Source organism: Bradyrhizobium sp. S3.3.6, assembly GCF_040546905.1.
Classification (GTDB): domain Bacteria; phylum Pseudomonadota; class Alphaproteobacteria; order Rhizobiales; family Xanthobacteraceae; genus Bradyrhizobium; species Bradyrhizobium cytisi.
In genome coordinates this window covers 113,029-125,753 of record NZ_JBEPOT010000014.1, presented here as the reverse complement: position 1 = coordinate 125,753, position 12,725 = coordinate 113,029, and the positions used below count along the sequence as shown (strand labels likewise).

The 12,725-nt window shown below is 63.9% G+C and carries 12 protein-coding genes; 10 read left to right on the top strand and 2 right to left on the bottom strand.

Annotated features, from left to right (window positions below; all coding sequences use genetic code 11):
• The first annotated feature begins 57 nt into the window (after positions 1–57).
• The 8 genes from ABID59_RS31240 (at position 58) to ABID59_RS31205 (ending at position 9,937) form a co-directional block, all read left to right on the top strand.
• Positions 58–396 (top strand): P-II family nitrogen regulator, encoded by a 339-nt coding sequence (locus tag ABID59_RS31240; RefSeq protein ID WP_027535364.1) that lies wholly within the window; start codon positions 58–60, stop codon positions 394–396.
• A 38-nt stretch (positions 397–434) separates the two neighbouring features.
• The gene (locus ABID59_RS31235) at positions 435–1,883 is read left to right on the top strand and encodes an ammonium transporter (protein WP_148752768.1); all 1,449 of its coding nucleotides are present in this window, start codon (positions 435–437) and stop codon (positions 1,881–1,883) included.
• 221 nt (positions 1,884–2,104) lie between these two features.
• Positions 2,105–2,509: a GFA family protein gene (locus ABID59_RS31230; RefSeq protein WP_148752767.1), complete on the top strand. Its 405-nt coding sequence runs from the start codon at positions 2,105–2,107 to the stop codon at positions 2,507–2,509.
• A gap of 305 nt (positions 2,510–2,814) precedes the next feature.
• Positions 2,815–4,029 (top strand): aminotransferase class I/II-fold pyridoxal phosphate-dependent enzyme, encoded by a 1,215-nt coding sequence (locus ABID59_RS31225; protein ID WP_354085922.1) that lies wholly within the window; start codon positions 2,815–2,817, stop codon positions 4,027–4,029.
• An 8-nt stretch (positions 4,030–4,037) separates the two neighbouring features.
• The gene (locus ABID59_RS31220; RefSeq protein ID WP_148752765.1) at positions 4,038–6,509 is read left to right on the top strand and encodes a DNA translocase FtsK; all 2,472 of its coding nucleotides are present in this window, start codon (positions 4,038–4,040) and stop codon (positions 6,507–6,509) included.
• 152 nt (positions 6,510–6,661) lie between these two features.
• Complete coding sequence (locus ABID59_RS31215; RefSeq protein ID WP_148752835.1) at positions 6,662–7,420, top strand: outer membrane lipoprotein carrier protein LolA; 759 nt, start codon at positions 6,662–6,664, stop codon at positions 7,418–7,420.
• Between the two features lie 128 nt (positions 7,421–7,548).
• Positions 7,549–8,364, top strand: coding sequence for an exodeoxyribonuclease III (locus ABID59_RS31210; protein WP_354085921.1), 816 nt, complete (start codon positions 7,549–7,551; stop codon positions 8,362–8,364).
• Positions 8,365–8,461: 97 nt separating this feature from the next.
• Positions 8,462–9,937 (top strand): hypothetical protein, encoded by a 1,476-nt coding sequence (locus ABID59_RS31205; RefSeq protein WP_354085920.1) that lies wholly within the window; start codon positions 8,462–8,464, stop codon positions 9,935–9,937.
• A gap of 42 nt (positions 9,938–9,979) precedes the next feature.
• Here the strand turns inward: ABID59_RS31205 and ABID59_RS31200 are convergent, their stop codons facing one another.
• Together ABID59_RS31200 and ABID59_RS31195 are read right to left on the bottom strand one after the other, a co-directional pair.
• Positions 9,980–10,423, bottom strand: coding sequence for a cyclic nucleotide-binding domain-containing protein (locus ABID59_RS31200; protein WP_148752762.1), 444 nt, complete (start codon positions 10,421–10,423; stop codon positions 9,980–9,982).
• Between the two features lie 57 nt (positions 10,424–10,480).
• Positions 10,481–11,167: a response regulator transcription factor gene (locus ABID59_RS31195; protein ID WP_007598630.1), complete on the bottom strand. Its 687-nt coding sequence runs from the start codon at positions 11,165–11,167 to the stop codon at positions 10,481–10,483.
• Between the two features lie 202 nt (positions 11,168–11,369).
• Here ABID59_RS31195 and ABID59_RS31190 point away from each other — a divergent pair, with 202 nt between their 5' ends.
• On the top strand, positions 11,370–11,939 hold the full coding sequence (locus ABID59_RS31190) for a L,D-transpeptidase family protein (RefSeq protein WP_502916842.1): 570 nt from the start codon (positions 11,370–11,372) through the stop codon (positions 11,937–11,939).
• Between the two features lie 6 nt (positions 11,940–11,945).
• On the top strand, positions 11,946–12,719 hold the full coding sequence (locus ABID59_RS31185; RefSeq protein ID WP_354085919.1) for a 2-keto-4-pentenoate hydratase: 774 nt from the start codon (positions 11,946–11,948) through the stop codon (positions 12,717–12,719).
• The last annotated feature ends 6 nt before the right edge of the window (positions 12,720–12,725 follow it).

The following is a 12,725-nucleotide window of genomic DNA, read 5'->3' as shown; positions in this document are numbered from 1 at the left end:
AACCAGTCGAGAAACGCCCGGCCACGTCCGGACCGGGCCCAAGCGGGGATAGGACCCATGAAAATTGTTATGGCGATTATCAAGCCATTCAAGCTGGAAGAAGTCCGTGACGCCCTGACCGCCATTGGCGTTCACGGTCTCACGGTGACGGAAGTCAAGGGATATGGCCGCCAGAAAGGCCATACGGAAATCTACCGCGGCGCCGAATATGCCGTGAGCTTCCTGCCCAAGATCAAGATCGAAGTCGCTGTCGCCTCCGAGCAGGTCGACAAGACCATCGACGCCATCACCTCGGCTGCGAAAACCGGACAGATCGGCGACGGCAAGATCTTCGTCATCAACCTCGACCATGCGGTCCGCATCCGCACCGGCGAGGCCGACGCCGCGGCCCTTTGATTTCGCGCTCAACCAAAATTCAATCAGGAGTAAATGAAATGACGTTTAAGCGTCCCTATGGCGCGGGATTGGCGGCTCTCGCAGTCGGCCTGTTCGCTGCGACCGCAGCCTATGCCGAGCCAACGGTCAACAAGGGGGATAACGCCTGGATGCTGACATCGACAGTGCTCGTGCTGTTGATGACGATCCCGGGTCTCGCGCTGTTCTACGGCGGCCTCGTTCGTTCCAAGAACATGCTCTCGGTCCTGATGCAGGTGTTCTACACCGTCTGCATCGTCACCGTGATCTGGGCCGTGTACGGCTACAGCCTCGCCTTCACCGGCGGCTCCGACTTCATCGGCGGCTTCTCCAAGGCCTTCATGATGGGCGTCACCACCGACTCGAAGGCCGCGACCTTCTCGGTCGACGCGAACATCTCGGAGCTCGTCTATGTGTGCTTCCAGATGACGTTCGCGGCGATCACGCCCGCCCTCATCGTCGGCGCCTTCGCCGAGCGCATGAAGTTCTCGGCGATCGCCCTGTTCATCCCGCTCTGGGTCACGCTGATCTACTTCCCGATCGCGCACATGGTCTGGTACTGGCCCGGCCCGGACGCGATCCAGGATGCAGCCAAGGCTCTCGCTGCCGCGGCTGATGGCGCAGCGAAGACTGCGGCTCAGGCCAAGCTCGACGAGATCAACGCCGACGCCGGCTGGATCTTCAAGAAGGGCGCGATCGACTTCGCTGGCGGCACCGTGGTGCACATCAACGCCGGCATCGCAGGTCTCGTCGGCGCGCTTCTGATCGGCAAGCGCACCGGCTACGGCAAGGAGCTGATGGCTCCGCACTCGCTGACCATGTCGATGATCGGTGCCTCGCTGCTCTGGGTTGGCTGGTTCGGCTTCAACGCCGGCTCCAACCTGGAGGCCAACGGCGGCGCAGCCCTCGCCATGACCAACTCCTTCGTCGCCACCGCAGCCGCCGCGCTGTCGTGGATGTTCGCGGAGTGGATCGTGAAGGGTCATCCGTCGGTGCTCGGCATCATCTCCGGCGCTGTCGCGGGTCTCGTGGCCGTCACGCCTGCCGCCGGCTTCTCCGGCGTGATGGGTGCGATCGTCCTCGGCCTCGTGGTCGGCGTGGTCTGCCTGTTCTTCTGCACCGTGGTGAAGAACGCGCTCGGCTATGATGACTCGCTCGACGTGTTCGGCGTGCACTGCATCGGCGGCATCATCGGCGCCCTCGGCACCGGCATCCTGGTCAATCCGGCTCTCGGTGGCGCAGGCATCATCGACTACACCGCGATCCCGCCCAAGGTTGCCGATTACGACTTCGCGGCGCAGATGATCTCCCAGATAGAAGCCGTCTGCACCACGCTGGTGTGGTCGGGCGTCGGTTCGGCGATCCTCTACAAGGTCGTCGATGTGATCGTTGGCCTCCGCGCCAATGTCGAGAGCGAGCGTGAAGGTCTCGACATCACCGACCACACCGAGCGCGCCTACAACATGTAACCAGTCCTCCCGGACGCGATCTCTCCTCGGGGATCGCGTCCACAACTACGGTTTGGGCACATACCCGGCAATGCCCCGACCGTTGAGGGGCTCCAGCGCAAGTTGGAGCCCCTTTTTTTTGGCGGGATTCTTTTTGACAGCGCAAGGAAGAAAAGGATTGCCATTCCAGATTGCCGGCGCAGAAATAACGGCCACAACGAACAACAAAACGGGAGGTCGTCATGCGTTTGGCAGGCGGATGCTATTGCGGCGAAGTGCGCTACGTGGCCGAGGGCGATCCGATGATGCAGGCCCAATGTCACTGCCGCGAGTGCCAGTACATTTCGGGCGGCGCGCCCAACACCTTCATCGCGATGCCGGCGGCCGGCTTTAGCTACATCACCGGCCACCCCAAGCAGTTCACCCGCAAGGATCTGGAGCGCGCCGTCACCCGTGAATTCTGCGCAGAATGCGGCACCCATCTGGTGACCAAGGTTCCGGGACTGCCGGCCGCGATCCTCAAGGTCGGCACGCTGGACGAACCGAAGCAGTTCCATCCGCAGATGGCGATCTACACCTGCGACAAGCAGGAGTTCCACGCGATCCCCGCGGGCATGGCAACGTTCGAGAAGCTGCCGGCGCACTGAACGGGCCTATGTCGGGAAACTCCTCATGCCCGGGCTTGTCCCGGGCATCCACGTTCTTGGTGCGGCAGGAAAGGCGTGGATGGCCGGGACTAAGCCCGGCCATGACGTCGCGTCCCGTGTGACGAGAAGCGGGGGCCCTGAGCACCATGCATCCCGTTGTTATCCGGCCTCATTATTCCCGCTCTGGACGGGTCGGCCTGCCGATGGTTAATCGCGTCTTAACCTCGCCCTATCTATGGTGAACTGAACCGCTTTCCCGCCGGCATATCCATGCGCCGGCCGTTCCAAGAGTGCTGGCGCCCAGAATGGCTATGACCGCTTCATCCCGTGCGCCGCTAGCCGGTGGAAGCTCCGACGACGAACGCTCGCCCTTCGTCCGGCTGAACGAGCTGTTGGCGCCGCACCAGCCTGGCAAGCCCTTGATTTCGCTCGCAGTCGGCGAACCCCAGCATCCGGTGCCTGACTTCGTCGGTCCGGTGCTGGCCAAGCACATCGCCGATTTCGGCCGTTACCCGATGAACCAGGGCACCGAGCCGTTCCGCCAGGCAGCGGGCGCCTGGTTGTCGTCGCGCTTCAAGCTGCCGCGACCGCTCGACCCCAAGAGCGAGATTCTCGTCCTCAATGGCAGCCGAGAGGGGCTGTTCCTCGCCGCGATCGCAGCAGCGCGCTATGTCGGCCCGCGTCCCGGCAAGCCCGCCATCCTGATGCCGAACCCGTTTTATCCGGTCTATGGCGCTGGCGCCGGCGCCGCGGCCTGCGAGCCGGTCTATCTGCCGACCACCGTCGAAAACGGCTTTCTGCCCGATCTCGACGCCATCGACGAAGCGACGCTCGCGCGCGCGGTGGCGTTCTATCTGGCGTCACCCGCCAATCCGCAGGGCTCGGTCGCGTCGCGCGATTATTTCACGCGCCTGAAGAGCCTCGCCGATCGCTACAACTTCGTGATCCTCAGCGACGAGTGTTACTCCGAGATCTACACCCGCGAAGCACCAGGCAGCGCACTCGAATGCGCGGGCCCCGATTTCACCCGCGTGGTCGCGTTCCAGTCGCTGTCGAAGCGCTCCAACCTGCCGGGCTTGCGGGTCGGCTTCGCTGCCGGCGACAGGAAGTTGATCGGCATGTTCCTGGAGCTGCGCAACATCGCGGCGCCGCAGGTGCCGGTGCCGCTTCAGCATGTCGCGACCGTTGCCTATGGCGACGAGGCGCATGTCGAGGAGAACCGCAGGCTCTACCGGATCAAGTTCGATCTCGCCGACCAGATCATCGGCAATCGTTACGGCTATCGCCGGCCCGACGCCGGTTTCTGCGTCTGGCTCAATACGTCCGAGATCGGCGACGATGTCGCCGTGACTCTCAGGCTTTTCAGGGAAGCCGGCGTGCGCGTGGTGCCCGGTTCCTACCTGGCGCGGCGTCAGCCCGACGGCTTCAATCCCGGTGCCGGCTACATTCGCCTGGCGCTGGTGCAGGATAGTGAGACCACGGCGCAGGCGCTGCACCGGCTGGTCGAAACTCTGGGTTAGGCGGGCCCATGAGCATGTCGGCAATCGAACGTGTCATTCCCCTGGTCGGCCATCTGCCGCCCTCGATCCGCGAGGCGCTGAGCCGGCGCGTGCGCGAGCTCACCGGCTTCGGCCTGATCACGCTCTCGGGCGTCGCGTCCGCCGCGCTGATGACCTGGTCGGTGCAGGACCCGAGCCTCAGCCACGCGACCTCGCGGCCGATCCACAACGTTCTCGGCTATGCCGGCGCCATCGGCGCCGACCTCGCGATGCAGATCCTCGGCCTCGGCGCGATCATGCTGATCCTGACGGTTGCGGTGTGGGGCTGGCGCATGATGACCCATCGCCCATTCGATCGCGAGGCGCTGCGGCTCGGCTGCTGGATTCTCTGCACCGTGATCGCGGCAGGCTTTGTCAGCTGCTGGCCGCATGGTGGCGCCTGGCCGCTGCCGACCGGGCTTGGCGGCGTGGTCGGCGATGCGCTGGTGCGCGCACCCGCGGTGATCTTCGGGCCGCCCGGCGCAATCTATCGCATGGTGCTCGGAATCATCCTGTTCGTCGCGCTGGCTGCGACCTTCCTGATCGCCTGCGGGCTCGGCGCACGCGAGCATGACGAAGAGCTCGCGGAGATCGAGGACGACGACAAGCCGCTCGACGGAGACGAGGAGAGCGATCGTGGCTCGGTGTCGCTGGGCTGGCTGTTCCACGCGCTGATGAGCACCAAGGCGCGGTTGATCTGGCTATTCGGCGCGGCCTATCGCTCGCTGGTCTCGAGCGGATCGAAGACCAAGGCAGTTTCGTTCAGCCGGCAGGAACCCAATCTCGGCGGCCGCGCCGCGCCCCCGATCTCACCGCAGTCCGCGGACGAGGATTACGACCACGAGCACGAAGAAGAGGAAGACGAGGAGGAGGAAGAGGAAGCGCCCGCGCGCGCGTCGCGCAAGAAGGCTGCACCGAAACCCGCGTCCAGGAAATCCTCCGACAAGTTCGAGCTACCGTCCGTGTCCGTTCTGGCTGCGCCCAAGGCCGGCGATCGCCAGCCGCTCAGCAAGGCCGAGCTGGAAGCCAATTCGCGTGCGCTCGAGGGCGTGCTGCAGGATTTCGGCGTGCGCGGCGAGATCGTGAAGGCCAATCCAGGTCCGGTCGTCACGCTGTACGAGCTCGAACCGGCTCCCGGCATCAAGTCGTCGCGCGTGATCGGGCTAGCCGACGACATCGCGCGTTCGATGAGCGCATTATCTGCGCGCGTCGCCGTCGTTCCCGGTCGCAATGCCATCGGCATCGAGCTGCCGAACGCGCATCGTGAAAAGGTCTATCTGCGCGAGCTGCTGGTTGCCAAGGAGACCATCGACACGGTTGCAAAACTGCCGCTCTGCCTCGGCAAGACCATCGGCGGCGATCCCGTCATCATCGACCTCGCGCGCACGCCGCACATGCTGATCGCCGGTACCACCGGCTCCGGCAAGTCGGTCGCGATCAACACCATGATCCTCAGCCTGGTCTATCGGCTGCGCCCGGATCAGTGCCGGCTGATCATGGTCGATCCGAAGATGCTCGAACTCTCTGTCTATGACGGCATTCCCCATCTGCTCACTCCCGTCGTGACCGATCCGAAGAAGGCGGTGGTCGCGTTGAAATGGGCCGTGCGCGAGATGGAAGAGCGCTACAAGAACATGGCCAAGCTCGGTGTGCGCAACATCGACGGCTACAACACGCGCCTGGGCGAGTTGAAAGCCAAGGGCGAAGAGCCGACGCGTACCGTGCATACCGGCTTCGACAAGGAAACCGGCAAGGCGATCTACGAGGAAGAGAAGCTCTCGCTCGACCCGCTGCCCTACATCGTCATCATCGTCGACGAAATGGCCGACCTGATGATGGTCGCCGGCAAGGACATCGAAGGCGCCGTTCAACGTCTCGCGCAGATGGCGCGCGCCGCCGGCCTGCATGTGATCCTCGCGACGCAGCGTCCGTCGGTCGACGTCATCACCGGCACCATCAAGGCGAACTTCCCGACCCGCATCGCCTTCCAGGTCACCTCGAAGATCGACAGCCGCACCATTTTGGGCGAGATGGGCGCTGAGCAGCTGCTCGGCCAGGGCGACATGCTCTACATGGCCGGCGGCGGCCGCATCAGCCGCGTGCACGGCCCCTTTGCCTCGGACGAGGAAGTCGAGAAGGTGGTGCGCCACCTCAAGACGCAGGGCCAGCCGGAATATCTGGAAGCGGTCACGGCCGAAGAGCCGACCGAGGACGAGGACGGCGCCGTGTTCGACGCCAGCGGCATGGGCGCGGATGGTGGCGGCGACCTGTTCCAGCAGGCCGTTGCCATCGTCAAGCGCGACCGCAAGGCCTCGACCAGCTACATCCAGCGCCGCCTGCAAATCGGCTATAACCGCGCCGCATCGCTGATGGAGCGCATGGAACTGGAAGGCATCGTCGGACCCGCCAATCACGCCGGCAAGCGCGAGATTCTGGTCGAGGAAGAAGACAGCCATATGTGAGGCAAGCCGCCTCAAAATCCTATTTCACGCAAAAACGTTATCTGCTTTTGCCCGAAATCACGCTAAAACGACGCCCAGCCACACAGGACGACGCGTTGACCCAACATCCGGACATTCGAATCGCCGCCTCTTTCGCTGCGCGCAGCGCGCGCGTGGCGGGCGTGCTTCTCGTCACCGCCGCGATGGTGACCGCGGCGTCGTTTGCACAGACCGTGCCCGTGCCGAAACCCGCGCCGAAGGGCCGCGACGCTGCTCCGCCCTCGGGCGGACCGTCGATCACGGGCGCGACGCAGGCGCCACCGAATCCGGTCATTCCCGATCCGCGCCGCAACGTGCCTAGCAGCATCTTCCAGACCTTCGATGCGAACCAGAAGGCACAGGCGGCCAAGGTCAGCGCCTATCTGTCCTCGCTGTCGACGCTGGTCGGGAATTTCGTCCAGGTCGGCCCCGACGGCAGCAAGACGCAGGGCGATTTCTACATCCAGAAGCCCGGCAAGATGCGCGTCGAATATGATCCGCCGAGCCCGATCGACATCGTTGCCGATGGATCCTCCCTCGTGGTGCGGGACCGCAAGCTCGCGACGCAGGACGTCTATCCGCTGTCACAGACACCGCTCCGCTTCCTGCTATCCGATCGCATCGACCTGATGAAGGACACCAACGTCGTCAGTGTCACAGCCGACGACCTCTTCATCAGCGTCACCATCGAGGAGAAGCAGGCGCTGGTCGGCACCAGTCGCCTCTTGCTGATGCTCGGCGCCAAGGACGGCCAGTTGAAGCAATGGACGGTGACCGATCCTCAGGGCTACGACACCACATTCGCGGTTTATAATCTGGACACGAGCAAGAAGCTCGATCCCAGTATGTTCAAGATCGACTTCACCAATTACAGCGTGCCGTCACCGGGGTAAATCCCGTGGTGCCGTAGGGTGGGCAAAGCGAAGCGTGCCCACCATTCGATCCAAACCCAGAAAAGACGGTGGGCACGGCGCTTTGCGCCTTTGCCCACCCTACGAGAGCTTGCTAAGACGCAATTCTCATGCGTCTTTCCCTGACAACCTGGAACATCAATTCGGTGCGGCTGCGCATCGATCTGGTCGCGAAGCTTCTCAAGAGCGAGCGGCCGGACGTGCTGTGCCTCCAGGAGACCAAGTGCATCGACGACGCCTTTCCACTGAAGCGCTTCAAGCGGCTCGGCTACGAGCACGTCGCGCTGAACGGGCAGAAGGGTTATCACGGCGTCGCCATCGTCTCGAAGATTCCGTTTGAGTCCACTGATATCCGCACCTTCTGCGACAAGCTGGATTCGCGTCATATCTCGGTGTCGTTCGGCGAGAAGGCCAACATTGCAAAGCCGCTGGTGCTGCACAATTTCTACGTGCCCGCCGGCGGTGACATTCCCGATCCCGCGCTGAACGAGAAATTCGACCACAAGCTCCGCTTTCTCGACGAGATGAAGGCCTGCGAACCGCTGCATCCGCGCGGAGAGGATCGCCACATCCTGGTCGGCGATCTCAACGTCGCGCCGCACGAGAACGACGTGTGGTCGCACAAGCAGCTCCTGAAGATCGTCTCGCACACGCCGATCGAAACCGAAAAGCTCCAGGCCGCACTGCGCGCCGGCGAATGGGTCGACGTCGCGCGCGACCGCATCCCGCTGTCGGAAAAGGTCTATACGTGGTGGAGCTACCGTTCCGCCGACTGGACCGTCGGCGACCGCGGCCGCAGGCTCGACCACATCTGGGTCTCGCGCGCGCTGAAGGACGCTGTCAGCGATTTCAAAATCCTGCGTGATGCGCGAAGCTGGGAGCGACCGTCTGATCACGTGCCGGTGACGGTGACGCTGGACGTTTAGGCCTTCGGAGACGAGGATGGGCACGCTCGCGCCATCAGAGCACTCAGAACCACCGGTTCGCGCATGGTGGAATTCGCGTTTCGTCGTGCCGGGATTGATGTTGCTGAGCACGATGCCCTTCTGGTTCGTGCACACGCCGCCGCTGATCGATTTCCTGGCCCATATCGGCCGCTACCATTTGCAGCTGCATCTGGCGGACTCGCCGGCGCTCCAGCAGAACTGGGATTTTCACTGGCAGCTGGTCGGCAATCTCGGCGTTGAATTGCTCATCGCTCCGCTGGCACCGATGCTCGGCGTCGAACGCGCCGCCTGGCTGATTGCGCTGGCGCTTCCGCTCCTCATGATCTCTGCGATCGGGCGTATCAGCCGGGCGCTGCATGGGGAGCTTACGCCTTTTGCCATCGCGGCCGCATGGTTCGCGATGTCCTATCCGTTCCAGCTCGGCTTCGTGAATTATTGGCTTGGCTGCTCGCTCGCGTTTCACGTTTTCGCATCCTGGGTCGAGACGACAGGGAAGAATGGCTCGGTGCTGCGCGCCGCGCTGTTCGCTGCGGCCGCCTCTCTGGTCTGGCTTGCCCACGCTTATGGCTGGGTCGTTCTGGTCGTCCTCGTCGGTGCCTTTGAGCTCTGCCGCGGCTGGACTCGCGCCCCGGCAGCGTGGCCTTCCATGGTGATGGTCATCCTGCGACGCGCCTGGCCCGTCATGATTCCCGCCGTGCTCATGATTGTCTGGCGGCAAGGCAATGGCGCCGCCTTGACGGGTCATTTCTTCGACATCGGCACAAAGATCCTTGGACTGGTATGGACGCTGCGCGACCAGAATGTCTGGCTGGATACGCTGAGCCTGCTGTTGGCGATTGGCCTGCTGTACTTTGGAATCCGCAGCCGCGCCGTCAGGGTGAACCCGCCACTGCTGGTCGGAGCAGCGAGCTTCCTCGTGCTGATCCTGCTGATGCCGGGCGAGATGTTCGGCGCGGTCTATGCCGATGTCCGGCTGTGGCCCATCTTTTTCATGATCGGCCTCACCGCCATCGCGCCCACCGACGGCATGCAGCGCGGCTCCGCCGTCATTGCCGGCACGGCGCTGACGGTTTTTGCGATACGGATCGTCGCCATGGCTGTCGGATTTGCGGCCTATGATTCCGGTTACGCGCAACATTTGCAGGCCCTGAAGGACGTCCCGCGCGGCGCGAGCATCGCGGTCCTGACAAGGCCGCCGACCTGCGAGCAATGGCGCGCACCGCGTGTCGCGCATCTGGGGTCGCTCGCCATCGTCCGGCGGGACGCCTTCGTCAATTCGCAATGGGATGCATCGGGTGGTCAACAGTTGCTGACACCCCTCCGTGCGCGCGGCACCGCGTTCAACGCAGATCCGTCTCAGTACATCGAGGTCGCCCCAGGCGACTGCGACGGCGATCTGAGCACTACGCTTGCGCAAACGATCGCGCAGATTCCGCGCGATCGCTTCGACTATGTCTGGTTGCTCGACGTCGATGCGTCGCACCTGACGGTCATGCCGGGACTGCGGCGGCTTTACCAGGACGACCGCAGCGCGCTGTATGAATTCGACTGAGGATGAAATCTGCGGGGCAGGGCCCGGCGAAATCCGCCGCGCTCAAGTGCTCAGCTTCGCACCGGCCATCAAGATATCGCTCGCGATCTGGCTGGAGCGAACCGCGAACTCGTCGCGAAGGCGGAGTGCGGCGGGAGGGTCGCTTTCGAGCACGCGCTGAAACAGGCTGCGCGCGACGCGGATGACGGAGGAATGCTCCAGCGCAACCGCGCCCGAGGGCCGCTTCATCGGCACGACCAGCGCGAGCTCGCCGATCAGCGTGCCGGGACCTGCGATCATCTCGGCGCCGGCGCCGTCATCGACGCGAAAGGCGCCGCGCTGGACCACGAAGCCGGCGTCGGCATCGTCGCCGAGATTGAACAGGATGTCGCCGCGGACGAAGTCACGCTGCTCGGAGCCGATCGCCAGCATGCGCAACGAGGCGTCTCCCAACAGGCGCAGTGTCGGGACCCGCTCGAGCAGCGCTACGTCGTCGTCGATTGACATTCAGATCCGAGGCTCAAGGGCACGCGATCTAAAACGATTCGCACGCCCCCAAGCGTATCACGGCACCAGCTTGTAGCCACCGGCTTCCGTCACCAGGATCTCCGGATTGGCGGCGTCCTTCTCGATCTTCTGGCGGAGACGGTAGATGTGGGTTTCCAGCGTGTGGGTGGTAACGCCGGAATTGTAGCCCCAGACCTCCTGGAGCAGGGTCTCGCGTGAGACCGGCATCTGGCCGGCCCGGTACAGGAAGCGCAGGATCGCCGTTTCCTTCTCGGTGAGGCGGACCTTGCGCGCATTGGCGGCGGTCAGCATCTTGGAGCCGGGGCGGAAAGAGTAGGGGCCGACCGAGAACACCGCGTCCTCGCTGGCCTCGTGCTGGCGCAGCTGGGCGCGAATGCGGGCCAGCAGCACGGCAAAGCGGAACGGCTTGGCCACATAATCGTTCGCGCCGGATTCCAGCCCTAAAATCGTGTCGGAATCGGTATCATGCCCCGTCAGCATGATGATCGGCGCCTTGAAGCCGCCCTTGCGCAGCGAGCGGACAACTTCGCGACCGTCGGTGTCGGGAAGGCCGACATCCATCAGCACGAGATCGGGGGCGTTGGCCTTTGCGGCGCTGGCGCCCTTGGCGCCAGTGTCGACGGCTGAGGCTTCAAATTCTTCGTGTAGCGATAGTTGCTCCACCAACGTGTCGCGCAGATCGGTATCGTCATCCACGATCAGGATCTTGCGGGCATTGGCCATAGGGGATCATCCTTTTGGGGTCGACCGGGCGCGCATGCATGCCGCACCCAGCCGTGATGGGAAGTTTAAAGGTTGCCGTTTTTATTGTTGTTCGTGTTGAAGTAGTGGGCTGTTACCGATTCACAAGCCGGAATTACTCTAACCCAGAATAGCAGGGCGGACTGATGAATGTCCTGTAATGAATTCGACACTGCCCGTTCACATGAAAAATGATGCCAGTTCAAGCGCTTATCTTATGAATCGACGCTCCCGGCAGCTCTCGGCGATCCGCGTTAAGCCTGCCGCCGGCAATTCGCGGCGGGGCTGGCTGACAGCCGGACAGCTGACGATTCCGGTGGCGCTGGGCCGCGGCGGCATTCTGGCCAACAAGCGCGAGGGCGACGGTGGCACCCCCAGGGGCCATTTTCGGCCCCGACGGTTGTGGTGGCGGGGCGACCGGCACAGCCGGCCGCAGACTTTTTTACCGGCGCGAACCATCGGCGACACCGACGCCTGGTGCGAAGATCCCGGCGATCGCCACTACAACCAGTGGATCCGGCGCGGGGAGGGCGAGGGCGGCGACCGGCTCAAGCGCGCCGACCAGCTCTATGACTTCATCATCGAAATCGACCACAACACCCGGCCGCGCATCGCCGGCCGCGGCAGCGCAGTGTTTCTGCATCTGGCGCGCGACAATTTCGGCCCGACCGCGGGCTGCGTCTCCATGACCAAGGCGGCGATGCTGCAACTGCTGCGGCTGATAGGACCAAGAACAAAAATCATCATCGGGTGAGGACACATGCTCGACCAGGATCAGATCGCCGCCGCCTCGCAGGTCCTCGTCCAGCATTGGCGTGACGGCAGCAAGCTTGACGCGCTCGAGACGCGGCTGCGGCCGCAGAGCCGCACTGACGGTTACGCCGTGCAGGCCGCGCTTGGCGGTCGAGTGTTCGGCTGGAAGATCGCCGCGACGAGCGAGGCCGGACAGAAGCACATCAATGTCGCAGGCCCGCTCGCTGGTCGCATCATGCGCGACACTGTCATCGCCGATGGCGGCACCGCATCGATGAAGGGCAACGCGATGCGCGTCGGCGAGCCGGAATTCTGCTTCCGCATGGGACGCGACCTGGCGCCGCGACCGGTGCCTTACAGTATCGACCAGGCGCTTGCCGCCGTCGACACGCTGCATCCCGCGATCGAGATCCCCGATTCGCGCTTCGCCGATTTTGCCAGCGTCGGCGAGGCGCAGCTGATCGCCGACAATGCCTGCGCGCATCTGTTCGTGCTGGGTGCCGCGACATCAGCCAATTGGCGCGCGACGGATCTCGTCGAAGAGCGGCCGCAGATCACGTTGCGCGGCGAGCGCTATGTCGGTCACGGCAAGAACGTGCTCGGCGATCCCCGTGTTGCACTGACCTGGCTCGCCAACGAGCTGCGCGGACTCGGCATCACCTTGCGGGCAGGGGAGGTGGTGACGACAGGCACCTGCCATCCGCCACTGCCGATCCAGGCCGGCGATCACTTTGCGGTGGATTTCGGCGTGCTGGGGAAGGTGTCGGTGAGGTTTGCGTAGGCCTCG